General features: G+C 71.9%; 25 protein-coding genes. 6 read left to right on the plus strand and 19 right to left on the minus strand.

The window, feature by feature from the left end; translation table 11 throughout:
• Positions 1 to 32: 32 nt before the first annotated feature.
• The 6 genes from FB563_RS11190 to FB563_RS11215 form a co-directional block, all read right to left on the minus strand.
• A complete protein-coding gene (locus FB563_RS11190) occupies positions 33 to 728 on the minus strand; it encodes a demethylmenaquinone methyltransferase (protein WP_055709917.1) in 696 nt (231 codons plus the stop codon).
• Between the two features lie 42 nt (positions 729 to 770).
• Positions 771 to 1,370 carry an imidazolonepropionase-like domain-containing protein gene (locus FB563_RS11195; protein WP_055709918.1) on the minus strand — a complete coding sequence of 200 codons (600 nt, stop codon included), beginning with the start codon at positions 1,368 to 1,370 and terminating at the stop codon, positions 771 to 773.
• Positions 1,371 to 1,386: 16 nt separating this feature from the next.
• Positions 1,387 to 2,586: a cyclic dehypoxanthinyl futalosine synthase gene (gene mqnC / locus FB563_RS11200; RefSeq protein ID WP_055709919.1), complete on the minus strand. Its 1,200-nt coding sequence runs from the start codon at positions 2,584 to 2,586 to the stop codon at positions 1,387 to 1,389.
• An 80-nt stretch (positions 2,587 to 2,666) separates the two neighbouring features.
• Positions 2,667 to 3,452 carry a prepilin peptidase gene (locus FB563_RS11205; RefSeq protein WP_055709920.1) on the minus strand — a complete coding sequence of 262 codons (786 nt, stop codon included), beginning with the start codon at positions 3,450 to 3,452 and terminating at the stop codon, positions 2,667 to 2,669.
• Positions 3,453 to 3,726: 274 nt separating this feature from the next.
• On the minus strand, positions 3,727 to 5,553 hold the full coding sequence (locus tag FB563_RS11210; protein WP_142218619.1) for a serine/threonine-protein kinase: 1,827 nt from the start codon (positions 5,551 to 5,553) through the stop codon (positions 3,727 to 3,729).
• Between the two features lie 52 nt (positions 5,554 to 5,605).
• Positions 5,606 to 6,454, minus strand: a complete 849-nt coding sequence (locus FB563_RS11215) for a menaquinone biosynthetic enzyme MqnA/MqnD family protein (protein WP_055710622.1) — start codon at positions 6,452 to 6,454, stop codon at positions 5,606 to 5,608.
• Between the two features lie 286 nt (positions 6,455 to 6,740).
• On the opposite strand from FB563_RS11215, the gene FB563_RS11220 reads away from it, so the two are divergent.
• Positions 6,741 to 6,944, plus strand: coding sequence for a cold-shock protein (locus FB563_RS11220; protein WP_003992177.1), 204 nt, complete (start codon positions 6,741 to 6,743; stop codon positions 6,942 to 6,944).
• A gap of 127 nt (positions 6,945 to 7,071) precedes the next feature.
• On the opposite strand, the gene FB563_RS11225 is transcribed toward FB563_RS11220, so the two are convergent.
• Complete coding sequence (locus FB563_RS11225) at positions 7,072 to 7,647, minus strand: helix-turn-helix domain-containing protein (protein WP_055710621.1); 576 nt, start codon at positions 7,645 to 7,647, stop codon at positions 7,072 to 7,074.
• A gap of 68 nt (positions 7,648 to 7,715) precedes the next feature.
• On the opposite strand from FB563_RS11225, the gene FB563_RS11230 reads away from it, so the two are divergent.
• Both FB563_RS11230 and FB563_RS11235 read left to right on the plus strand, forming a co-directional pair.
• The gene (locus tag FB563_RS11230) at positions 7,716 to 8,405 is read left to right on the plus strand and encodes an AzlC family ABC transporter permease (protein WP_055710620.1); all 690 of its coding nucleotides are present in this window, start codon (positions 7,716 to 7,718) and stop codon (positions 8,403 to 8,405) included.
• Positions 8,402 to 8,716, plus strand: a complete 315-nt coding sequence (locus FB563_RS11235) for an AzlD domain-containing protein (protein ID WP_055710619.1) — start codon at positions 8,402 to 8,404, stop codon at positions 8,714 to 8,716. Before FB563_RS11230 ends, FB563_RS11235 begins: the two co-directional genes overlap by 4 nt.
• Here FB563_RS11235 and FB563_RS11240 read toward each other — a convergent pair.
• Positions 8,713 to 10,368, minus strand: a complete 1,656-nt coding sequence (locus FB563_RS11240; RefSeq protein WP_055710618.1) for a serine/threonine-protein kinase — start codon at positions 10,366 to 10,368, stop codon at positions 8,713 to 8,715. The two genes, FB563_RS11235 and FB563_RS11240, sit on opposite strands and share 4 nt — an antisense overlap.
• An 85-nt stretch (positions 10,369 to 10,453) precedes the next feature.
• Here FB563_RS11240 and FB563_RS11245 point away from each other — a divergent pair, with 85 nt between their 5' ends.
• Complete coding sequence (locus FB563_RS11245) at positions 10,454 to 11,104, plus strand: class I SAM-dependent methyltransferase (RefSeq protein ID WP_055710617.1); 651 nt, start codon at positions 10,454 to 10,456, stop codon at positions 11,102 to 11,104.
• On the opposite strand, the gene FB563_RS11250 is transcribed toward FB563_RS11245, so the two are convergent.
• Together FB563_RS11250 and FB563_RS11255 are read right to left on the minus strand one after the other, a co-directional pair.
• Positions 11,063 to 11,317, minus strand: coding sequence for a DUF397 domain-containing protein (locus FB563_RS11250; RefSeq protein ID WP_142218620.1), 255 nt, complete (start codon positions 11,315 to 11,317; stop codon positions 11,063 to 11,065). The two genes, FB563_RS11245 and FB563_RS11250, sit on opposite strands and share 42 nt — an antisense overlap.
• Complete coding sequence (locus tag FB563_RS11255) at positions 11,314 to 12,168, minus strand: helix-turn-helix domain-containing protein (RefSeq protein WP_055710616.1); 855 nt, start codon at positions 12,166 to 12,168, stop codon at positions 11,314 to 11,316. Before FB563_RS11255 ends, FB563_RS11250 begins: the two co-directional genes overlap by 4 nt.
• Positions 12,169 to 12,274: 106 nt before the next feature.
• Between FB563_RS11255 and FB563_RS11260 the strand changes: the two genes are divergently transcribed.
• Entirely contained in the window at positions 12,275 to 12,778 is a 504-nt protein-coding gene (locus FB563_RS11260; protein ID WP_055710615.1) for an ATP-binding protein, read from the plus strand.
• On the opposite strand, the gene FB563_RS11265 is transcribed toward FB563_RS11260, so the two are convergent.
• Both FB563_RS11265 and FB563_RS11270 read right to left on the minus strand, forming a co-directional pair.
• Positions 12,699 to 13,610, minus strand: a complete 912-nt coding sequence (locus FB563_RS11265; RefSeq protein WP_055710614.1) for a LysR family transcriptional regulator — start codon at positions 13,608 to 13,610, stop codon at positions 12,699 to 12,701. The two genes, FB563_RS11260 and FB563_RS11265, sit on opposite strands and share 80 nt — an antisense overlap.
• 145 nt (positions 13,611 to 13,755) lie before the next feature.
• On the minus strand, positions 13,756 to 15,630 hold the full coding sequence (locus tag FB563_RS11270; protein WP_244329047.1) for an AMP-dependent synthetase/ligase: 1,875 nt from the start codon (positions 15,628 to 15,630) through the stop codon (positions 13,756 to 13,758).
• Positions 15,631 to 15,977: 347 nt separating this feature from the next.
• On the opposite strand from FB563_RS11270, the gene FB563_RS11275 reads away from it, so the two are divergent.
• On the plus strand, positions 15,978 to 16,796 hold the full coding sequence (locus tag FB563_RS11275) for a MaoC/PaaZ C-terminal domain-containing protein (protein ID WP_055707808.1): 819 nt from the start codon (positions 15,978 to 15,980) through the stop codon (positions 16,794 to 16,796).
• A gap of 70 nt (positions 16,797 to 16,866) precedes the next feature.
• Here the strand turns inward: FB563_RS11275 and FB563_RS11280 are convergent, their stop codons facing one another.
• The 7 genes from FB563_RS11280 to FB563_RS11310 all read right to left on the minus strand — a co-directional run bounded on the left by FB563_RS11280 (position 16,867) and on the right by FB563_RS11310 (position 21,592).
• Positions 16,867 to 17,517 carry a TetR/AcrR family transcriptional regulator gene (locus FB563_RS11280; protein ID WP_199832900.1) on the minus strand — a complete coding sequence of 217 codons (651 nt, stop codon included), beginning with the start codon at positions 17,515 to 17,517 and terminating at the stop codon, positions 16,867 to 16,869.
• Between the two features lie 10 nt (positions 17,518 to 17,527).
• Positions 17,528 to 17,836, minus strand: coding sequence for a DUF4229 domain-containing protein (locus FB563_RS11285; protein ID WP_055707809.1), 309 nt, complete (start codon positions 17,834 to 17,836; stop codon positions 17,528 to 17,530).
• Positions 17,837 to 17,911: 75 nt separating this feature from the next.
• Positions 17,912 to 18,436: a GNAT family N-acetyltransferase gene (locus FB563_RS11290; protein ID WP_055707810.1), complete on the minus strand. Its 525-nt coding sequence runs from the start codon at positions 18,434 to 18,436 to the stop codon at positions 17,912 to 17,914.
• A 16-nt stretch (positions 18,437 to 18,452) separates the two neighbouring features.
• On the minus strand, positions 18,453 to 19,112 hold the full coding sequence (locus FB563_RS11295; protein ID WP_055707811.1) for a UdgX family uracil-DNA binding protein: 660 nt from the start codon (positions 19,110 to 19,112) through the stop codon (positions 18,453 to 18,455).
• Positions 19,113 to 19,205: 93 nt separating this feature from the next.
• On the minus strand, positions 19,206 to 20,369 hold the full coding sequence (gene mqnE / locus FB563_RS11300) for an aminofutalosine synthase MqnE (RefSeq protein WP_055707812.1): 1,164 nt from the start codon (positions 20,367 to 20,369) through the stop codon (positions 19,206 to 19,208).
• A gap of 41 nt (positions 20,370 to 20,410) precedes the next feature.
• Positions 20,411 to 20,866 (minus strand): Lrp/AsnC family transcriptional regulator, encoded by a 456-nt coding sequence (locus tag FB563_RS11305; protein ID WP_055707813.1) that lies wholly within the window; start codon positions 20,864 to 20,866, stop codon positions 20,411 to 20,413.
• 78 nt (positions 20,867 to 20,944) lie between these two features.
• Positions 20,945 to 21,592, minus strand: coding sequence for a UbiX family flavin prenyltransferase (locus FB563_RS11310; protein ID WP_055707814.1), 648 nt, complete (start codon positions 21,590 to 21,592; stop codon positions 20,945 to 20,947).
• Positions 21,593 to 21,693: the final 101 nt, after the last annotated feature.

Here is a 21,693-nt window from a genome sequence, read left to right on the forward strand (position 1 = left end):
CGGGGCGTTTCCGCCGGACCCCGCAAGCGGCCTCAGCTCTCCTTGAAGCCCCGGTGCAGCGCGACCACGCCGCCGGTGAGGTTGCGCCAGGCCACCCTCGACCAGCCCGCCTTCTGCAGCCGCTCGGCGAGGGCGGGCTGGTCGGGCCAGACGCGGATGGACTCGGCGAGGTAGACGTACGCGTCGGGGTTCGAGGAGACCGCGCGCGCGACCGGCGGCAGCGCCCGCATCAGGTACTCGGTGTAGACGGTCCGGAAGGGCGCCCAGGTCGGGTGCGAGAACTCGCAGATCACCACCCGTCCGCCGGGCCGGGTGACCCGGTACATCTCCCGCAGCGCCGCGTCGGTGTCCTGGACGTTGCGCAGCCCGAAGGAGATCGTCACGGCGTCGAAGGTGTCGTCCTTGAAGGGCAGCCGCGTCGCGTCGCCGGCCGTGAACGGCAGCCAGGTGTGCCTGCGCTTGCCGACCTGGAGCATCCCGAGCGAGAAGTCGCAGGGGACGACGTACGCGCCCGTGCGCGCGAAGGGCAGCGAGGAGGTGGCGGTACCGGCGGCCAGGTCGAGGACCTTCTGCGCGGGGCGTGCGTCGACCGCCTTCGCCACCTCCCTGCGCCACACCCGGTCCTGGCCGAGCGACAGCACGTCGTTCGTCAGGTCGTACCGTTCCGCCACGTCGTCGAACATCGAGGCGACTTCGTGCGGCTGCTTGTTCAGGGAAGCGCGGGTCACCCGGCCATTGTTGCAGCCCGGGTTCACGCGGCCACGCGCGGCTCAGCGACGCCGGTACACCAACCGCCCGCCGATCACGGTCGCCACGCAGGTGCCGGCGCCGCGACGGACCAGTTCGGCGCGGTCCGCGACCTCGAACACGGCGAAGCGGGCAGGGCCGCCCGGGACGAGCTGCGGCAGCAGGATCAGCGGGGTCGGGGACAGCGCCGGCGGCCCTGGAAGGCGGTCGGGCCGCTGCCCCACGGCGAGCCCGGCCCTGCGCACCGCGTCGACCACGGCCCGCGACCGCAACTCCCCGGCCACCGCTACGGTGCCGTGCGCCAGCATCCGCTGCACCCCGCGTCGCGCGCTCGCACCGAGGCGTGCGGGATCGCCGCGGAAGATCTCCCTGGCCCGCGCCCCGCCGATGGGCTCGGTGCCGAGGATGTCGGCCTCGCGCGGGTCGGGGTGGTAGGTGGTCTCCAGCAGCTCCGGGCCGTACGGGTTCAGCAGCCCCGGGGTGAGGATGCCGGGCCAGCGCCGTACCCTCGCCCGGGGCGCGGCGGCGGCCAGTTCCTCGTACGGGCCGACGGCGGCGACGGACGCACCGTCGACCAGAACAGCCGCCTCGGGAGACCGCTCGGCGAAGTGAAGTGTCAGCACAGGGGGACGGGTTGGACTAGTTGGACGTCAGCAGCTTCAGTTCCGGGTGGGCCGTGCCGCCCTCGATGGCCGTGGACGAGATGTGGGACATCACCCGCTCGTCGACGGGGTCGTTCGCCGGGTCGTCGTGGACGGCCAGGTGCTCGTACGTCGTGGAGCGCTGCGCCGGGACGCGGCCCGCCTTGCGGATGAGGTCGATGATCTCCAGGCGGTTGGAGCGGTGCCTGGCGCCGGCCGAGGAGACCACGTTCTCCTCCAGCATGATCGAGCCGAGGTCGTCCGCGCCGTAGTGCAGCGACAGCTGGCCGACCTCCTTGCCGGTGGTCAGCCACGAGCCCTGGATGTGCTGGACGTTGTCGAGGAAGAGGCGGGCGATGGCGATCATCCGGAGGTACTCGAAGATCGTGGCCTGGGTGCGGCCCTTCAGGTGGTTGTTCTCGGGCTGGTAGGTGTACGGGATGAAGGCACGGAAGCCGCCCGTGCGGTCCTGTACGTCCCGGATCATCCGCAGGTGCTCGATGCGCTCGGCGTTCGTCTCGCCCGTGCCCATCAGCATGGTGGAGGTGGACTCCACGCCCAGGCGGTGCGCGGTCTCCATGATCTCCAGCCAGCGCTCGCCGGACTCCTTGAGGGGCGCGATGGCCTTCCGGGGGCGCTCGGGGAGGAGTTCGGCGCCGGCGCCGGCGAAGGAGTCGAGGCCCGCCTCGTGGATCCGGGTGATGGCCTCCTCGACCGACACGCCGGAGATCCGGGCCATGTGCTCGACCTCGGACGCGCCCAGCGAGTGGATCACCAGCTGGGGGAAGGCCTCCTTGATGGCCCGGAAGTGCTTCTCGTAGTACTCGACGCCGTAGTCCGGGTGGTGGCCGCCCTGGAACATGATCTGGGTGCCGCCCAGCTCGACCGTCTCCGCGCAGCGGCGCAGGATGTCGTCGAGGTCGCGGGTCCAGCCCTTGTCCTTGTCCTTGGGGGCCGCGTAGAAGGCGCAGAACTTGCACGCCGTGACGCACACGTTCGTGTAGTTGATGTTCCGTTCGATGATGTACGTCGCGATGTGCTCGATGCCGGCGTACTTGCGGCGGCGTACGGCGTCGGCGGCGGCGCCCAGCGCGTGCAGCGGCGCGTCCCGGTAGAGGTCGAGCGCCTCCTCGGGCGTGATGCGTCCGCCCGCTGCGGCTCGGTCGAGCACGGACTGGAGGTCGGCCTTCTCGGTCACCGGGCGTCCCTTTCGTCAGGGTTCGTAAGGGGTCTGGACGGACCGAACCAGCCTACGCCAGCGCTCTCACCGTACCGACGTCAGGCCGCGTACGCGCCGATCAGCAGCCCGGCGAAGGCCCCGGCCAGCAGGAACGGCCCGAACGGGATCGCGGTCTTCCGGCCCGCCCGCCGTACGGCGACGAGCGCACCGCCGTACAGCGCGCCGAGCAGGAACCCGGCGAAGGCGCCGAGCAGGACGGTGGACCAGCCGTACCAGCCGAGTACGGCGCCCATGCCGACGGCCAGCTTGACGTCGCCGAAGCCCATGCCGGCGGGGTTGATGAGGTACAGCGCGTAATAGCCGGCGCCGAGCGCGAGGGCGCCGTACAGCGCGGTGGGCCAGTGACCGGCGTGCTCGGGCAGCAGGGTGGTGAGACCCAGCAGGCCGAGGGCGGCGGCCGGGAGGGGCAGGGTCAGCGGGTCGGGCAGTCGCCGCACCCGGAAGTCCACGGCCGCCAGCAAGGTGCCGACCGGCGCGAGCAGCAGCCAGACCGCCAGCTCCGGGCGGGTTCCGGTGGCGGCGGCCAGCGCGGCGCACAGAAGTGCGGTCGCCGCGGAGAGCAGGGGGACGGAGGGGGCGTACGGCGGCTCGGCCGCACCGGACGGCTCCACCGCCCCGAGCGGTCCGGCGGAACCCGCGCCACACCGCGCGCACCGACCGCAGCGCGCCGGCCCGAGCCAGCCCCGCAGCGCGTGTCCCCGGGGGCACCGGTCACGCCACTCCTCCCCCGCCGGGACGGCGAAGCGGTAGGCGGCCCTGGGAAGCAGTGCTCCCGCCGCCGCGCCCCACAGCGCGGCAGCGGCCCACAGCAGTACGTCGCTCATCCGGCGCGGGTGTGGGAGGCGTCCATACTCCGGATCCTACAGATCGTCAGGCGTCGGGGCCGGGGAGAAGACAAGGCGGTGAGGTACCGGATGCCCTGGGTCGGCCCGCGGGAGGCGGCCGGAGCCGGACCGGCATCATCGCCGTCGTCGCCGCCGCGGCGGTCGTCCCCGGACAACGACCGGAACGGCACCCTGGAGAACCAGCCGGACAGCACCGTACGGCTCTACAAGGCGCCGTCGGACTCCTGATCCCGCGGGGCGTCCACTTCGCCCGTCAGCCCACCTTCGACATGCGCGACACCGGATTCCCCTCCGCCGAGCTGTCCGAGGTGAACCTCAGGTCGTCGCCGACCGGGGTCAACTCGACCTGGTGCGGGGTGGGTACGCAGTGCCCGGGGTTGTCCTTGGCGCCGGTCGAGGTCGCGAGGATCTGGGTCTTCGTCACCTTCTTCAGGGTGAGGACGTCGGTGCACACGCCGCCGATCTGGTCGGTCTGCCGCAGCCGTCCCAGCTCCTGGCCCACGGCGGCCTGACGGACGGTGAGCCGGAAGGTGCCCATCGGCAGGCTGCCGCCGAGGCCGGTGGCCTGTCCCTCCCAGGTGCCGAGGTAGCGGGCCGGGACCGTGCCGGCGCCGGTGCCTTGATCGCCGGCGCCGTTGGAGGCCGAGGGTGGTGTCTGGGAGATGGAGGGGGCGCTGCCTCCCGCGCTGCTGCTCCCGCCGTCCTGGAACCAGGGTCGGAGCAGCGCGCCCACACCCAGCGTCCCCGCGGCCAGCGCACCGGCGACGGCCAGCACCAGCGTGCAGCTCAGCCGGCGCCCACGGCCGCCCTCGGCCGGCGCGGAGGCCGCCGCCACGCTGACGGAGAACCGGCCTGGCGGCGCCGCGTCCCGCTGCGCGGGCACGACGGTCGGCGCGCCGGGGGGCGCCCCGTCCACACCGGTCGCCGTTCCGGAGGAGGGCCCGGGCACACCGGGATTCATCACCGGTGCAGGCCCGAAAACCCCGGCTCCCGTCAACGAGTTCGGCTCGGCAGGGGCAGGGATGGAGGCAGAGCCTTGAACCGGGGCCACGCCCGAAGCGGGCCACAGGCCCGAAGCCGCCCCCGCACCCGTGCCCGGCACGTGCCCGGAAACCGGCGTCCCCGCCGAGGACGCCGTCACCGCAGGGCTGTCGAAGGCCACCGGCCCCGAAGGTGCCGTCTCCCCGGTGTCCAGGTTCAGCAGGCGTACGGCGCTGCGGCTGACCTGTTCGACCAGGGGGCCCGGGAGCCAGCCGCCGGTGATCAGACGGGCGGCGCCGTCGGGGGCGAGGCGGTGGCCCAGGTCGGCGGGGGTGGGGCGGGAGGCCGGGTCCTTGGCCAGGCAGGACGCGACCAGTTCGCGCAAGTCGCCGTCGAGGGCGCCCAGTTCGGGTTCCTCGTGGACGACCTTGTAGAGCAGCGCGGCCGAGGAGTCGCCGCGGAAGGGCGGTTCGCCGGTGGCCGCGTGGACGAGGACCGCGCCGAGGGAGAAGACGTCGGCGGCGCCCGTGGCGCCCTTGCCGAGGATCTGCTCGGGGGCCATGTAGCCGGGGGAGCCGATCGACACGCCGGTGGAGGTGAGGGAGGCCGTGCCGTCCATGGCCCGCGCGATGCCGAAGTCGATCAGCAGGGGCCCGTCCAGGGTGAGCAGGACGTTGGAGGGCTTCACGTCCCGGTGCACCAGGCCGAGTTCGTGCACGGCCGTCAGCGCCTCGGCGAGGCCCGCGCCCAGGGCCCGTACGGTGTGCGGGGGCAGCGGGCCGGTGTCGGTGACGGCCGCGGCGAGGGACGGGCCGGCCGCGTAGGCGGTGGCGACCCAGGGCACCGGGGCGTCCGGGTCCGCGTCCAGGACGGGCGCGGTCCAGGCGCCGCCGACCCGGCGGGCGGCCGCCACCTCGCGCCGGAAGCGGGCGCGGAACTCCTCGTCCAGCGCGAAGTGCGGGTGCACGATCTTCACGGCGACGGTACGGCCGCCCGCGCTGCGGCCGAGGTAGACCCGGCCCATGCCACCCGAGCCGAGCCGGCCGAGCAGCCGGTAGGGCCCGACGGTGGCCGGCTCGTCGACTTCCAGCGGCTGCATGGCGCATCTCCCCCCTTCGACGCCTCCTGTGCAGCAGCCTAGTGATGCCCGCTCACGGCTGCAGCAGGTCCACCTTCACGTTCGCCGGGAAACCGGTCGTCGGGCCGACGCGGCGGGCGAACTCGGCGACGGCCTCCAGTTGGGGAGTGCCGAAGCTGAAGTCGAGGGTGGTGAAGTACTGGGCCAGGGTCGCCTCGTCGAAGGCCTCCCAGCGGGCCGCCTGTTCGGCGACCTTGGCGACCTCCTCCAGGGAGAGGTTGCGGGATTCCAGGAACGCCTCGTGGACCTTGCGGGTGATGTCCGGCTCGCGGTCGGCGTAGTCCCGGCGGGCCGCCCAGACCGCGAAGACGAACGGCAGGCCGGTCCACTCCTTCCAGAGCGCGCCGAGGTCGTGCACCTCGAGGCCGTAGCGCGGGCCGTCCAGCAGGTTCGCCCGCAGCGCCGCGTCGCCGATGAGGACGGCGGCCTCGGCCTCCTGCATCATCAGGCTGAGGTCGGGCGGGCAGGTGTAGTAGTCGGGCTGGACGCCGTAGCGCTCGGCGAGCAGCAGCTGGGCGAGGCGGACCGAGGTGCGGGAGGTGGAGCCGAGCGCGACCCGGGCGCCGTGCAGGCGGTCGAGCGGGACCTGGGAGACGATCACGCAGGACATCACCGGGCCGTCGCAGCCGACCGCGATGTCCGGGAAGGCGACCAGGTCGTCCGCGTTGCGCAGGAACTCGACCAGGGTGACGGGACCGATGTCGAGGTCGCCGCGCACGAGCTGCTCGCTGAGCTTCTCCGGGGTGTCCTTGGTGAGCTCGAAGTCGAGGAGGGTGCCGGTTCTCGCGAGCCCCCAGTACAGGGGCAGGCAGTTCAGGAACTGGATGTGGCCGACGCGCGGCCGGGTGCGAGCATTGTCCACATCGCGAGACTAGACCCCGTGCCGTAGGGCGCCGGGACCGCCCCCACCGCCAAACGGGCTATCGGGTGTTCAAACCTCCGGGTGACGTGATCTTGACCCCTATTGCTTTCGGCTGCCCGGATGCTAGGCTTGCCGCAAGTTGCAGTTTGGTTTCCCTTGCAGTACAGAGCCTGCGGAGCATGTAACCGCAGGCTCTCGTCGTTTTCAGAAGTATGCAGTTGTGCAGCACCGTTTCACACTTGCAGGTTCTGGAGCAGGGCAACCCTTTTGAGCCCAAGGAGGGCTTATGGCTACCGGAACCGTTAAGTGGTTCAACGCCGAAAAGGGCTTTGGCTTCATCGCCCAGGAGGGCGGCGGCCCCGACGTCTTCGTTCACTACTCCGCGATCAACGCCTCCGGCTTCCGCTCCCTCGAGGAGAACCAGCAGGTGAGCTTCGACGTGACGCAGGGCCCGAAGGGCCCGCAGGCGGAGAACGTCACCCCCGTCTGATCACTGCCTGACCGCAGAACCTGAGAGCAGTACCCAAGGAGCCCCGCGCCGTTCCGGCGACGGGGCTCCTGCCTTTTCCGTCCCGGCCGTCCATGAATTCTGCGCGAATTCTCGGCGGTCCCCCGGGTTACGTGTGCTGCATGACGAGGATGAACGTCGTCCCCGGTTCCAGCGCCTCGTACGAGTGCGCCACGTCCCCGCGGTAGGTCATGTAATCGCCGGGCCCCAGTTCGGCCTCCTGCCCGGCGGGGCCCGCCTTCATACGGCCCGAGCCGACGATCAGGTGCTCGACCGTGCCGGGGATGTGCGGGTCCGACATCCGGGCAGCCCCCGGCTCGGCGCGCAGGCGGTAGACGTCCCGCCGGGCCCCGGGAGGGCTCGCGGACAGCAGGGTGGCGACGAAGTTCGCCTGCCCGGAGGCGACCTCCGGACCCTCGCCGGCCCGGATCACATGGACCTGCGGCGCGGGCGGCTCGACCAGCGCGCTGAACGGCACCCCCAGGGCGACCGCGAGCGCCCAGAGCGTCTCCACGTTCGGATTGCCGCCCGCCGCCTCCAGCTGGGAGAGCGTCGACTTCGCGATTCCGGCGCGTTTGGCCAGCTCGGACAGGGACAGCCCGATGCGGGTGCGCTCACGCTTGAGCGCTGCGGCGATCCATTCCAGCGGGAGCCGGGCGGGCGTGCGGGGAGGCGGCTCGGACATGGCGTTCGCTCCATCGGTACGATCGTTCGCCTTGACGGACAGGCGCTCTGCTGTCCATTGTAGAAAACATGCGTTCGGTACAGCGAACATCCGATGACCTGTCCCTGGCCCGCGACAGCTCGCTCGTCTGGCTCGCCAGCGGCGTCGTCGGCGTCTCCTTCGGCGCCGTGTCCGTGGCGGGCGGCCTCCCGGTGTGGGTGCCGGTGCTCATGTCCCTGGTGGTGTACGCCGGCTCGGCCCAGTTCAGCGCGGTGGGCGTACTGCTCGCCGGGGGCGGGCCGATCGCCGCCGCGGCGACGGGGCTGCTGCTCAACACCCGCACGGCCGCGTTCGGTCTGGCGGTGGCGGAGATCATCGGCACCGGGCGCGCGGCCCGCTTCCTCGGCGCGCACCTCGTCACCGACGAGACGGTCGCCTTCGCCCTGGCCCAGTCCGATCCGGCACGGCAGCGCAGGGCGTTCTGGATCTCCGGGCTCGGTCTGTTCGCCGTGTGGAACACCGGGGTGCTCGGCGGCGCACTCGCCGGGGACGCCCTGGGGGACACGGCCCGGTACGGCCTCGACGCCGCCTTCCCCGCCGTGCTGGTGGCACTGGTGCTGCCCCAGCTGCGGGGCGATGCGACGGTACGGCGCTGCGCGCTGCTCGGCGCGGTCATCGCCCTCGCGGCGACGCCCGCCGTACCCGCCGGGGTGCCGGTGCTGCTCGCGCTGACCGGACTCCTCCTGCACCGCCGACAGCCCGTGGAGGCCGCCGTATGAACGCCACCGTCGTGATGATCCTCGCGCTGGCCGTGGGCACGTACGCCTTCCGGCTGGTGGGGCCGGTGCTGCACGGGCGGGTCGAGATACCCGCGCGGGCACAGGAGCTGGCCTCGGCCGGGGCGGTCGTGCTGCTCGTCGCCCTGCTGGCCACCGGCGCGCTGACGGAGTCCGGCGGCTTCGCGGGCTGGGCCCGCCCCGCCGGGGTCCTGGTCGCGGGCGTCCTGGCCTGGCGCCGGGCGCCGTTCCCGGTCGTGGTCGTGGCCGCGGCGGCGACGACGGCGCTGCTGCGGCTGGCGGGGGTGGGCTAGGCCGCCTTCCGCCAGATGGTCAGGTCTCCCCTGAGGAAGGCGATGTCCGGCATCGCGGTGGACTTGACCTGGATCACGAACAGCCCGATGTCGCCCTCGGTGTCCTTCATGCAGAACTCGGTGCCGGCCGCAGCCCCGGCCAGCGTCCAACTGTGCTTCGTGGCGCTCCCGAGTATCAGCCGGCACTCGTCGAGGGTGGTGCCATGCCTGCCCCACATCTGTACGAACACGGTGCTGTCGCTGGTCAGTTCACACCCGGCCGGCCGGCAGTCGAAGCGGATGTCGCCCTTGCGGTCGTCCCGTCCGGGCTCCTTGTCCTTGAGGCTGAACGAGGATTTCGCGTCCAGGAGCGTCCCTGCGAAGTCCTCCGGCCGCGGGTCCCTGGGCGAGGCCGACGAGGACGCGGCATCCCCGGACGCGTCGCCGCCACCGTCACCGCCCCCTTGCGCCGAAGAGTCCGACGAGTCCGATGCGGAGCCCGGCGCGGACGCCGACGACCGCGCGGCCGGACCGGTGGCGGACGTCCTGGAATCCGCCGCGTCCCGGCGCCCGAGCCGGTCCTCCGCGTCCATGACCGACCACGCCAGCAACGAAACCAGCAGCGCACCCCCCGCCACCCCGACGGCCGAGATCAGCGCGGTACGCCGCCTGCGGGCCCTCCGCTGCTCGGGCGTCGGCTGCGGCGGGCGCGGCGGCGCGAGCAGCGGCTGTGTGTACAGCGGCCGCGTGTGCGCCGGGGCGGGACGCGGAACCGGGGCCGGAACCACGACCTGCGGCCCGGTGATCTCCCGCCACACGGCCGGCCCACCGCCCGCGTCGGCGTCCGGCCCCAGCCGCTCCCGGCACCACCGCACCACCTCCGCCGCAGTGGCCCGCTCCGCCGGCTCCGCGGCCAGGCACCGGGCCAGCAGCGGCCGGAGCGGCTCGGGCAGCAGGGACAGGTCGGGCTCGGAGTGCACGATCCGGTAGAGGACGTTGATCCCCGGGCCGTCCCCGTACAGCGGGCGGCCCAGCGCCGCGAACGCCGCCGTCTGGCCGAGCGCGAAGACGTCGGTCGCCGCGGTGACCTCGTGGCCCGACGCCTGCTCGGGAGCCATGAACGAGGGCGTGCCGATGACGGCGCCCGTGGCGGTGTACGCGGTGCCGTCGGCGGCCGTCGCGATGCCGAAGTCGATGACCCGTGGCCCGTCGGCGGCCAGCAGCACGTTCGACGGCTTCAGATCCCGGTGCACGATGCCCTCGGCATGGATGGCCTGCAGCGCCTCCGCCACCCCCGCCATCAGCCACAGCACCGCCGGCACCGGCAGCGGCCCACGCCGGGCCACGGCATCCGCCAGCGACGGCCCCGGCACGTACAGCGTGGCCAGCCAGGGCGGCACGCCGTCCGCGTCCGCGTCGATCAGCTCGGCCGTGTACGCCCCCCGTACCCGCCGGGCCGCCCCGATCTCCCGCGCGAACCGGCGCCGGAAGTCCGGGTCGTCAGCCAGCTCCGGCCGGACCACCTTGAGCGCCACCGGCCGGCCGCCCTGCGTGTGCGCCAGGTACACCCGGCCCATGCCACCGGCGCCGAGCCGCGCGGCCAGCCGGTAACCGGCCACCACCGGCGGATCATCCGCCTGCAGTGGCTGAAAGACCTCCGTCGCATGGGTCATCGGCCCACTTCCCCCCGTTCCGCCGAGTCGGCCAAGGACAGCAGCCTAAAGGGGATGTCAGTGCGGCCCGGTACGGTCCCTCCCCATGACCGACACGGCTGACTTTCTCACCGCCACCCGCACCTTCTACGACACCGTCGCCGAGGACTACGCCGAGCACTTCGGAGACCACCTCGGGGACAAGCCGTTGGAGCGGGCGCTGCTCGGTGCGTTCGCCGAACTGGTCGGCACGGCCGGGACCGTGGCCGACCTCGGGTGCGGCACCGGCGTCGCCACCGTGTACCTCGCTTCCCTCGGACTCGACGTCTTCGGGCTCGACCTGTCCGAGTCCATGCTCACCGTCGCCCGACGCGAGCATCCCGCTCTGCGGTTCGAGCAGGGCTCGATGCTGGAGTTGCCCCTCGCCGACGGTTCGCTCGCCGGGGCCGTGTCCTGGTACTCCAGCATCCACACACCCGTGGAGGAACTCCCCCGCCTCTTCGCCGAGTTCCACCGAGCCCTCCGGCCCGGCGGCCACCTCCTCCTCGCCTTCCAGCCGGGCGACGAGCCGCGGCGCCTGGCTCAGCCGTGGGGGCGTCCGGTGACCCTCGACTTCGAGCGCCGCCGCCCCGAGTTCATGGCAGGCCTGCTGGCCGACGGCGGTTTCACCCTCCGCTCCAGCACCGTCCGCCAACGGGACGCGGCACAGGCCGAGTCAGCGGACCAGGCGTTCCTTCTCGCCCAGAAGGAAGGCTGACCAGGCGGCGGGGGTGACGGTGAGGTGGGGGGCGGCGGGTTGCTTCGAGTCGCGGATGTGGATGGCGGTGGGGTGGGTGGCCACCTCCAGGCAGTCGCCGCCTTCACCGCCGCTGTGCGTGGACTTGCGCCAGATGTAGGCGAGTTCGACGCAATCGCCACCTTCTCCGCTGCTGTAGCTGGACTTGAACCAGGTCAGGTTCTCGATGCTCACAGCTCCTCCAGCTTCCGTTTGATCAGAGACCGGGTCTCCATGGGACTGAGTGCCATTGCGCGCATGGTCCCATAGCGGTCGGCGATCTTCCGGACCTCATCCCGGTCTGTGATCAACCGAGGGAAGCTCTGCGCCTCTGTGTACGCCACCTGCATCTGCCCCTTGGGCACCAACAGGTTGAACGCACTGTCCAGGTTGGGGTGATCCTCACAGTGAGTCGGCATCACCTGAATTTCCACGTTCTGCTTGCTGCTGACCTCCAGCAAGCGCCGCAGCTGGCCCGCGTGGACCTTTGGCCCACCGATCGGGCGATCGAGCACGACCTCTTCAAGGACGTAGCTGACGATCGGCGCGGGCCAGCGCTCGAAGACCTGCTGGCGTGACAGCCGGTCGGCCACACGCTTCTCGATGGTCTCCTCGCTGAGGAATGGCCGCCGTTTGGCAAACACCACTCGTGCATGCTCCTCGGTCTGGAGCAGGCCGTGCATCGCGTGGATGCAGTAGTGATGCAGCTCGACAGCCTCCGCCTCCATGGCCGCGTAACTCCGATACCACTCCGGATGCCGAGTCCGCGCCCTGCTCATCGCCTCCTCGACCTGCGGGATGACGGCAGTCAACAGCCCCTCAGTTCCCAGGATTTCGTCCGCCTTCCGCAAGAACTCCGGCCTAGGCGTCCGTACCCCCCTCTCCATCGCCGAGATCTGGTCGGGGCCGTACCCCACCAGATCCCCGAACTCCCGCTGGCTGAGCTCCGCCCGCTCCCTCAGCAGCTTCAGCTGCTTGCCGATCACGACGAAGACACCCACCGCCCCGTTGACCTCGGCGGGCGTCTCCGGTCGCCGCTCGTCCATCGTCACCTCCGACTCCCGTACAGCAAACGACCCGCACCCGTACGACTACGCACAGTCGCCGGCTCCCCCCTGGTCAGCGTAGGGAGAACCCACCACTCTCGGTGACGTGAATCCGCAAATCTCCACCCCCGCAACCGAGGCCACCGAACTCGTCCAGCGCCTCAGTGCCACCCCGCTCGGCGCCCGGCTGGCCCGGCGGCTCACCTCCACCCAGCTCGCCGCCTGGGGATACGCCCATGACGGTGACCCGAACTGCACAGCGCAGCTGATCGTCGCCGAGCTCTCGGCGAATGCGGTCACCCACGGTCGCGTCCCCGGCCGGGACTTCGAGCTCCGGCTGCGGCTCCTCCCCGAGAGGGACACCTTGCGTATCGAGGTGAGTGACGCCCGGGGAGACAAGGAGCTCCGCTTCCTGGACGGCCGGCCGGAGGACGAGAACGGGCGCGGACTGGTCGTCGTACTGGTGCTGTCGAGCCGGTGGGGCGTGACGCAGCGCACCGTCGGCAAGACCGTCTGGGCCGAACTCCCGCTCAGCCCGCGGCAGCGCCCGCAGCGACTTCGCCCCGGAACTCCGCGACCGTGTGCGCGAAGGCCCGGGCCGGAGGGCTGAGGGCGTCCCAGCGGCGGACGGCCCAGCCGACGGGCAGGGGGCGCAGTCCGGGCAGGGGGACGAGCCGCAGCGCGCCGGTGCCCGGGACCGGGAGGCTCGGTACGGCGGGGACCACCGCCCGGCCCACGCCCAGCTCGGTCAGCTGCAGCGCCGTGTCCCAGTCGGCGACGCTCGTGTCGTAGGTGAAGCGGACGCCCAGCTCGGCGCAGGCCGCGTCCAGATGGACGGCGGAGGTGGAGTTCGGGGGCAGCCGGATGAGCCGTACGCCGGTCAGGTCGGCCGCGTCGAGACGGGACCGCCCGGCGAGGGGGTCGTCCGCGGGGACCGCGAGCAGCCACGGCAGTTCCGCGACCGTCCGCTGCTCGATCCCCCGGACCGGGGAGCCGACGGTGATCCAGGCCAGGTCCAGGGTGCCGTCGGCCAGGGCGTCGAAGGTGCCGCGTCCCGAACTGACCGTGCGGAATTCGAGGTTGACCGCGGGATGGCGGCGACGGAAGGCGACCACCGCCTCGGACATGAAGTGCCGGACGGTGGTGGCACCGGTGGCGACCCGGACGTGTCCGCTGTGGCCGTCGACCAGGTCGCGCAGTTGCCGTACGGCGAGGTCGAGGCCCGAGATGCCCTCGGCCGCGGCGGCCTCCAGTATGCGTCCGGCCTGCGTGGGGACCACGCCTCGCGGTTGCCGTTCCAGCAGCGCCACCCCCGTCTCCCGCTCCAGCCGCTTCACGTGCTGGCTGACGGCGGACTGGGTACAGCCGAGGTCCCGGGCGACGGAACTGAGGCTGCCGGCGCGGCACACGGCCACGAACACGCGGAGGTCGTCGAGAGTCACAACACCCAAGTTAACGCTTGGGGTTGTTGAGGAAACCCAAGGATTGACTGGAATCATGGACGGTACGAGGATCGGTGGCGGGCCACGGCCGACCCAGGCGGCAACCCGCTCCGCGCGCGAGGAGCGGGTGCCGACCCCCGGTCGCTCAGGGCCCCGTGGCCGGGCCGTACAGGCCCTCCACCTCGCTCGCGAAGTCGGTCGTGATCTGCTCGCGGCGCAGTTTCATCGACGGGGTCAGATGGCCGGACTCCTCGGTGAAGTCCACGGGCAGGACCGCGAACCGGCGGATGGACTCCGGGCGGGAGACCAGCTTGTTCGCCTCGTCGATAGCGCGCTGCAGGACGGCCTCCAACTCCGGGTCGCCGACCAGCAGTTCCGGGGGGACCGGATGCTTGCCGATCATCTGCCGCCAGTGGGTCAGCCCGTCGACGTCGAGGGTGATCAGCGCGGCCACGTACGGGCGGCCGTCGCCGACCAGCATCACCTGGGAGATCAGCGGGTGCTGGCGCAGCCAGTTCTCCAGCGGGGCCGGGGCCACCGACTTGCCGCCCGCCGTGATCAGCAGCTCCTTCTTGCGGCCGGTGATGGTGAGGTAGCCCTCGTCGTCCAGTTCGCCGATGTCTCCGGTCGGCAGCCAGCCGTCCCGGGTCGCGGGGACGACCCCGCCGGCCTGCGGGTCCCAGTAGCCGCGCAGGACGTGGTCGCCGGAGACGAGGATCTCGCCGTCGGCGGCGATGCGCACGCGGGTGCCGGGCAGCGGCCAGCCGACCGTGCCCAGGCGGGGTTTGAGGGGCGGGGTGACGGTGGTGGCGCCGGTGGTCTCGGTCAGGCCGTAGCCCTCGAAGATCTCGATTCCGGCTCCGGCGTAGAAGGCGGCCAGGCGCCGGCCGAGCGGGGAGCCGCCGCAGATGGCGTACCGGACGCGCCCGCCCATGGCGGCCCGGAGCTTGCGGTAGACCAGCGGGTCGTGGAAGGCGCGGGCGGTCTTCAGGGAGCGGCTCGGGCCGCCGCCGGTGCCGGTCTGCCGGGCCTCCAGTGCCTCGCCGTAGCGGACGGCTACCGCCGCGGCCCGGTCGAAGGCGGCGACCCGGCCGCCCGACTCGGCCTTCGCGCGGGCCGAGTTGTAGACCTTCTCCAGCATGTAGGGAATGGTCAGCAGGCAGGTCGGCTTGAAGGCGGCGAGGTCCGGGAGGAGGTCGTCGGCGGCCAGGCTCGGGGCGTGGCCGAGGCGCACGCGGGCGCGGACGCAGGCGATGGCGACCATGCGCCCGAAGACATGGGACATCGGCAGGAAGAGGAGGACCGACGGCTCCTCGTCCTGGACTGCCTTGAAGACCGGGTAGAGCAGTTCGATCGCGTTGTCGACCTCGGCGAAGAAGTTGCCGTGCGAGAGGGCGCAGCCCTTGGGGCGGCCGGTGGTGCCGGAGGTGTAGATGAGGGTGGCGAGGGTGTCGGGGCCCAGCATGCCCCGGCGTACGGCCACTTCGCCGTCCGGCACCTGCACGCCGGCCTCGGCGAGCCGGGCCACGTGGTCCTTGTCCATCACCCACAGATGGCGCAGGTCGGGCAGGTGGTGGAGTTCGGGGCCGAGGGCGGCGGCCTGCGCGGCGGTCTCGGTGATCAGGGCGACCGCCCCGGAGTCGTGCAGGATCCACCGGGTCTGGAAGACGGAGGAGGTCGGGTAGATCGGCACGGTGACCAGGCCGGCGGCCCAGGCGGCGAAGTCGAGGAGCGTCCACTCGTACGTGGTACGGGCCATGACGGCGATCCGGTCGCCCGGCACCAGGCCCTCCGCTATCAGCCCCTTGGCCACGGCGAGGACCTGTTCGGCGAAGTGCGCGGCCGTCACGTCCGCCCAGCGGCCGTCCTGCAGCCGGCGGCTGAGCACGATCGCGGCGGGGGCCGCGTCCGCGTTGTCGAACGGCAGGTCCGCGAGCGAGCCGTGCTTCACCGGGGGCGCGAACGGCGGTACGGACACCTCCCGCACGGCGCCGTCCAGACGCTGGACCCAGGGCTCCACGAGGACGGGGCGGCCGTCGTAGTCGGTGGCGGAGACGGGGGTGCCGGAGGAGACGGGGGCGTTCGGGAAGGGGGCGGACACGGGCGGCTCCTCTGGCGTTGCAGCGGTGCGCGGCTTGCTGCATGACGTACGTGCCTCACGCGTGGAGGCGTTCACCGGCGGCGGTCCGTGAGATAGGGGTTACCTCCGGTTAGCGAGGTGATCGTACGGGTCCCTTGTGAGGGGATCGTGCGGGTTCGGGGGTGCTCCGGGGCCGGGGATGTGCAGCCTCGGGGGTTGTGTGACGGACGCTCACGTTAGACTTACCGGCGGTAACCTTACTTCAGAGTAAGCAATGGGAGCTGGACATGCCAGGCGAGTTGCTGCATCTCACGGGCGGCGTGCTGCGCTCCCCCTTCAAGCGGCCCTCCCCCCACGCGGACTTCCCCCGGGACCGGCTGGTGCTGGCCGGGGTACGGGTCGACCAGGACCGGCTGGCCGCCTACGAGCGGGTGTGCGGCTTCCCCACCGGCTCGGCCGACGGCGCCCTGCCCGTCACCTATCCGCACGTCCTCGGCTTCCCACTGGCCATGCGACTGATGAGCGACCGGGCCTTTCCGCTGCCGCTGCTGGGGCTCGTCCACACCTCGATCGAGATCACCCGGTACACCTCCCTTCCGGCGGCCGGGGAGTACGAACTCGCCGGCCACGTCGAGGGACTGGCCCCGCACCGGCGCGGCACCGAAGCCACCGTGGTCACCGGGATGCGGGCCGGGGGTGAGGTCGTATGGGAGTCGCGGAGCACCTATCTCGCGCGCCATCGCACCGACGGGCCCGCCGAACCCCGGGAAGGGCGGCCCGCCCCGCTGCCCGTCGTCGCCGAGTGGCGGCTCGCCGGGGACGTGGGCCGGCGGTACGGCGCCGTCTCCGGCGACCGCAACCCCATCCATCTGCACCCACTCACCGCCCGCATCCTCGGCTTCCCGCGGGCCATCGCGCACGGGATGTGGACGGTGGCGCGGTGCCTGGCCGCGAGCGGCTCCGCGGGCGGCTCCGCCGTGGTGCGGGCGCGGTTTCTGGCGCCGGTGTTGTTGCCGGGGACGGTGGCTTACGGGGCGGATGGGTCCGGGCGGTTCGAGTTGCGGGGCGATGGGGGGCGACTGCATCTGTGGGGGGAGGTGACCTAGGCGCCATTGAGGGCTCTCGCCGTGGCCGGGTGCGGGTTCGTCGTGGCTTGTCGCGCAGTTCCCCGCGCCCCTAGGTATCTGCAGTGGGCGGAGTCCAGGAGTGACCGCCCATGAGATTCCCCAAGCCCGACCAGGCGAAGTTCATCAAGGTCGTCGCTGCTTGGCGGGCGGTGATGCCGGGGGTGCTGTTGGCCCACGCGGCCAGGGATTCGGCCGCGCCCACCAGGGCCTCCGCCAGGCCCGCCACCTCGTGCTCGGGGAGGTCGGGGGCTCGGTGGGCCTCCCGGGCGGCGACGGCCACCAGGTGGGTCACGAAGGCGACGATCTCCTTGCGCATCGCGGCCACCTCGGTCGCGAAGGGTTCGCCGTGGGTGCGGGCCTGGAGGTGGAGCACGGACCAGGCGTCGGGGTGCTCGGCGGTGTGGGCGAAGAACGCCTGGAGGCCGTCCCAGAGCCGGCGGTCGGCGGGCAGGTCGGTGCGCACCCCGGCACGGACGGCCTCCGTCAGGGCGGCGGCCTCGCGGCGGATGCAGGCGGTGAAGAGGTCTTCCTTCGAGTTCAGGTACAGGTAGACCAAGGGCTTGGAGACGCCGGCGAGTTCGGCTATCTCGTCCATGGAGGCGGCCATGTAGCCGCGTTGCCCGAAGATGCGTACGGCGGCGTCGAGCATCTGCTGCTCCCGCACCGCACGCGGCATTCGCTTGGTCTTCGCCCCACCCATGAGGGCAAGACTAGTTGGACGCGGCCGCCCCGCCCTGCGCCCTCGCGGCGTCGTCGACGCCGTCCTCCTGGCTGCGGTTGGCCTCCAGGTTGGCCTTCATCCGGTCGACCCTGGTGACGATCTGCACCGAGGCCCGGTCCCGCTCCTTGCGCAGCACCACCCAGCTGATCGGCGCCGACAGGATCAGGGCGAGCAGCAGTACCCAGAGGCCGTTGGACGCGCCGAAGCCGCGCGGGAAGATGCCGGAGTAGACGGCTCCCCAGACGACCACGAGGCAGCCGGCGAAGATGCCGAGGCGCATCAGCGTGTAGCGGAGCATCTCAATCCACTCGTCCGATTCCAAAAGGGGTCATCGTCCAGTGAAGCACGAGCGGGGAGGGATCTTGCACGGGGGTCAGCCGAGGGGCAGCAGCATGGTGATGTCGTCGCGGTCGTCCCCCGGGGCGACCCGGATCGCGCCGGGCACCCGGCCGACCTCCTTGTAGCCGCAGGACGCGTAGAAGTGCTCCAGGCCGTGGCCGCCCCGGCAGCCGAGGCGTATCGCCTCGATGCCGTCGAAGGTGCGGGCCGCGTCGGCGGCGGCCGCCAGCAGGTCACGGCCGTACCCCTTGCCCTGGTGCCTCGGGTGGACCATCACCGTGTAGAGCCACACCCAGTGCCGCATCAGACGGTGGGCGTTGAAGGAGATGACGGCGGTGGCGGCCACCTCTCCGGCCTCGTCATGCCCGACGAGCAGCCGGCTGCGCCCCTCGGCCAGCTGCGCGAGCAGCCGGACCAGCTCCGGGCGTATCTCCCCGCGTGTCACCGGCGGCACGAAGCCGACGGCGCCGCCCGCGTTGCTGACGTCCGTCCACAGGTCGAGGAAGCCGTCCCGGAGCTCGGGCGTGATGGCGGGGTCCAGGGTGAAGGTAAGTGGCATACGGCGATGTTAGCCATTACCCCAGGGCTCGCGCAGCCACTTTCAGATCGGCGACGAGCCCTTCGTACGCGGCCTTCCTGTCCTTGTCGTCCTGCGCCCGCAGCACCGACGACGGATGCACGGTCGGCACCAGCCGCTCGGGGCGGCCGTGGATCTCCCGTTCCAGTACGGTCCCGCGCACCTCGCCCACCCGGAACGAGGAGCCGAGCAGCGCCTTGCCCGCGGTGGCGCCGAGGACCACGATCAGCTCGGGTTCGACGAGCGCCAGCTCCGCCGCGAGCCAGGGCCCGCAGGCCGTCATCTCCCTCAGGCTCGGAGCCTTGTGGATGCGGCGCTTGCGGGGCTCGGCCTGGGTGAACTTGAAGTGCTTGACCGCGTTGGTGACATACGCGTCCGCCGGGTCCAGACCGGCTTCCTCCAGGGCACGGTCGAGGAGCTTGCCGGCGGGGCCCACGAAGGGCTTGCCCTGCCGGTCCTCCTGATCGCCGGGCTGCTCGCCGACGAGCATCACGCGCGCGTGCGCGTTGCCCGCGCCGAACACCGTCTGGGTGGCGTTCTCGTGCAGCGGGCAACCACGGCAGTCGGCGGCGGCTTTCCGCAGGGCGGTGAGACTGGCGCCCTCCGGGACGAAGGGCTCCGCCGTGTAGGCGTCCTCGGGGGCTTTCGTGACAGCCATGCCCGCCGGGTACCCGGCGTGGGGCGCGGCGAACGAAGGGGTGGCTTCGGCCGTCGCCCGGCTGCCGCGCCGTCGTGGCTCGTCGCGCGGATCTCAGACCCGCATCGGCTGCGGGGACTCCCGGCGCGCCGGGTCCGGGCCGTCGTACTCGCGGATGATCTCGTACCGCGTGTTCCGCTCCACCGGGCGGAAGCCGGCGTCGCGGATCAGCTCCAGCAGGTCCTCGCGGGTCAGCTTGTTCGGCGTGCCGAAGTTGTCGGCGTCGTGGGTGATCTTGTACTCCACGACCGAGCCGTCCATGTCGTCCGCGCCGTGCTGGAGGGCCAGCTGGGCGGTCTGCACGCCGTGCATCACCCAGAAGACCTTCACGTGCGGGACGTTGTCGAACAGCAGGCGGGAGACGGCGAAGGTCTTCAGGGCCTCCGCACCGGTCGCCATCTGGGTGCGGGCCTGGAGGGTGTTGCGTACCTTGCCGTCCTTCATGTCCACGAAGTCGTGCTGGTAGCGCAGCGGGATGAAGACCTGGAAGCCGTTCGTCTCGTCCTGCAGCTCACGCAGGCGCAGGACGTGGTCCACGCGGTGGCGGGGCTCCTCGATGTGGCCGTACAGCATGGTGCACGGGGTCTTCAGACCCTTCTCGTGCGCCAGGCGGTGGATCCGGGACCAGTCCTCCCAGTGGGTGCGGTGGTCCACGATGTGCTGCCGGACCTCCCAGTCGAAGATCTCCGCGCCGCCGCCGGTGAGGGACTCCAGGCCCGCGTCGATCAGCTCGTCCAGGATCTCCGAGGCGGACAGGCCGCTGATCGTCTCGAAGTGGTGGATCTCCGTCGCCGTGAAGGCCTTCAGCGAGACGTCCGGGAGGGCCTTCTTCAGTTCCCTGAGCGAGCGCGGGTAGTAGCGCCACGGCAGGTTCGGGTGCAGGCCGTTGACGATGTGGAGCTCGGTGAGGTTCTCCGACTCCATCGCCTTGGCGAGCTTCACGGCCTCCTCGATGCGCATCGTGTACGCGTCCTTCTCCCCCGGCTTGCGCTGGAAGGAGCAGTAGGCGCAGGAGGCCGTGCACACGTTGGTCATGTTGAGGTGCCGGTTGACGTTGAAGTGGACCACGTCGCCGTTCTTGCGGGTGCGCACCTCGTGGGCGAGGCCGCCGAGCCAGGCCAGGTCGTCCGACTCGTACAGCGCGATGCCGTCCTCGCGGGTCAGCCGCTCACCGGAGCGGACCTTCTCCTCCAGCTCGCGCTTGAGCCCGACGTCCATGCCAACACGCCCTTTCTACGACAGCACCGCCAACCGTATCCCTAGACCTCCTCGGGCAGCTCCCCGACCCGGTTCTCCCACTTGGTGGAGAGCACGATCGTGGTACGGGTGCGCGAGACGCCCTTGGTGCCGGACAGCCGGCGGATGATCTTCTCCAGGCCGTCCACGTCCGTCGCCCGGACCTTGAGCATGAAGGAGTCGTCGCCGGCGATGAACCAGCAGTCCTCGATCTCCGGCAGGTCCCGCAGGCGCTGGGCGACATCCTCGTGGTCGGCGGCGTCGGAGAGCGAGATGCCGATCAGCGCGGTGACGCCGAGGCCGAGGGAGGCCGCGTTCACCGTGGCGCGGTAGCCGGTGATGACACCGGCCGCCTCGAGACGGTTGATGCGGTCGGTGACGCTGGGGCCCGACAGGCCGACGAGGCGCCCCAGCTCCGCGTACGAGGCCCGGCCGTTCTCCCTCAGGGCCTGGATGAGCTGCCTGTCCACCGCGTCCATGCGATCGAAGCCTTCCGCTGAAGAGGTCTGAAGTTCCTGAAGTGATGAGACGTGCTGCGATGTGCCCGCGCAGGTGCGCTACAGGTTCGTGCCGCTGCCCAGTTCGCCCTTCCAGCGCCGGTACAGGCCGTGCCCGACGCCCGCCGCGTCCAGCACCCGCCCGGCGACGAAGTCCACCAGGTCCTGGATGTGGGTGGCGCCCGCGTAGAAGGCGGGCGAGGCCGGTACGACGCTCGCGCCCGCGTCGTCCAGCGCCACGAGGTGCCTCAGGGTCTGGCCGCTGAGCGGGGTCTCGCGCACGGCCACGACCAGGGGGCGGCGCTCCTTGAGGGTGACGCTCGCCGCCCGCTGCAACAGGTCCTTGGACAGGCCCAGCGCGACGCCCGCGACACAGGCCGTCGAGGCCGGCACGATCAGCATCCCCCGCACCGGGTACGACCCCGAGGACGGACCGGCCGCGAGGTCGCCCGCGCTCCAGTACCGCACCCCGCTGATGTCCACGTCGAAGGTCCCGGGCTTGCCGTCGGCCCCCCGGGCCAGCCATTCCCGCAGGTCGTCCTGCCAGTGGGCGTCCCGGAACGAGATGCCCGTCTCGTCCAGCAGCGTCAGCCGCGAGGCCCGGCTGACCACCAGGTCGACCGCCTCCCCCGCACCGAGCAGCGCCCGCAGCACGGCAGCCGCATACGGCGTCCCGGAGGCACCGGACACCCCCACGATCCAAGGCACGCGCTGCGATTCTCCTGCGTTCACACCTTGAGCGTACCGGTGGGTCGGGGAGTGCTCAGGCCGGGTGGGGCGCCTCGCGGTGGACGGGCAGGGAGGCCATG

It is taken from the genome of Streptomyces puniciscabiei (genome assembly GCF_006715785.1).
Classification (GTDB): domain Bacteria; phylum Actinomycetota; class Actinomycetes; order Streptomycetales; family Streptomycetaceae; genus Streptomyces; species Streptomyces puniciscabiei.

Excerpts from the sequence above, each read along its gene's own strand:
- FB563_RS11205 (WP_055709920.1), bottom strand. The coding sequence starts at position 3,452 with ATGAGCGACGTACTGCTGTGGGCCGCTGCCGCGCTGTGGGGCGCGGCG.
- FB563_RS11210 (WP_142218619.1), bottom strand. The coding sequence starts at position 5,553 with ATGCAGCCGCTGGAAGTCGACGAGCCGGCCACCGTCGGGCCCTACCGG.
- FB563_RS11220 (WP_003992177.1), top strand. The coding sequence starts at position 6,741 with ATGGCTACCGGAACCGTTAAGTGGTTCAACGCCGAAAAGGGCTTTGGC.
- FB563_RS11225 (WP_055710621.1), bottom strand. The coding sequence starts at position 7,647 with ATGTCCGAGCCGCCTCCCCGCACGCCCGCCCGGCTCCCGCTGGAATGG.
- FB563_RS11230 (WP_055710620.1), top strand. The coding sequence starts at position 7,716 with ATGCGTTCGGTACAGCGAACATCCGATGACCTGTCCCTGGCCCGCGAC.
- FB563_RS11235 (WP_055710619.1), top strand. The coding sequence starts at position 8,402 with ATGAACGCCACCGTCGTGATGATCCTCGCGCTGGCCGTGGGCACGTAC.
- FB563_RS11240 (WP_055710618.1), bottom strand. The coding sequence starts at position 10,368 with ATGACCCATGCGACGGAGGTCTTTCAGCCACTGCAGGCGGATGATCCG.
- FB563_RS11245 (WP_055710617.1), top strand. The coding sequence starts at position 10,454 with ATGACCGACACGGCTGACTTTCTCACCGCCACCCGCACCTTCTACGAC.
- FB563_RS11255 (WP_055710616.1), bottom strand. The coding sequence starts at position 12,168 with ATGGACGAGCGGCGACCGGAGACGCCCGCCGAGGTCAACGGGGCGGTG.
- FB563_RS11275 (WP_055707808.1), top strand. The coding sequence starts at position 15,978 with ATGCCAGGCGAGTTGCTGCATCTCACGGGCGGCGTGCTGCGCTCCCCC.
- FB563_RS11280 (WP_199832900.1), bottom strand. The coding sequence starts at position 17,517 with ATGGGTGGGGCGAAGACCAAGCGAATGCCGCGTGCGGTGCGGGAGCAG.
- FB563_RS11285 (WP_055707809.1), bottom strand. The coding sequence starts at position 17,836 with ATGCTCCGCTACACGCTGATGCGCCTCGGCATCTTCGCCGGCTGCCTC.
- FB563_RS11290 (WP_055707810.1), bottom strand. The coding sequence starts at position 18,436 with ATGCCACTTACCTTCACCCTGGACCCCGCCATCACGCCCGAGCTCCGG.
- FB563_RS11295 (WP_055707811.1), bottom strand. The coding sequence starts at position 19,112 with ATGGCTGTCACGAAAGCCCCCGAGGACGCCTACACGGCGGAGCCCTTC.
- mqnE (WP_055707812.1), bottom strand. The coding sequence starts at position 20,369 with ATGGACGTCGGGCTCAAGCGCGAGCTGGAGGAGAAGGTCCGCTCCGGT.
- FB563_RS11305 (WP_055707813.1), bottom strand. The coding sequence starts at position 20,866 with ATGGACGCGGTGGACAGGCAGCTCATCCAGGCCCTGAGGGAGAACGGC.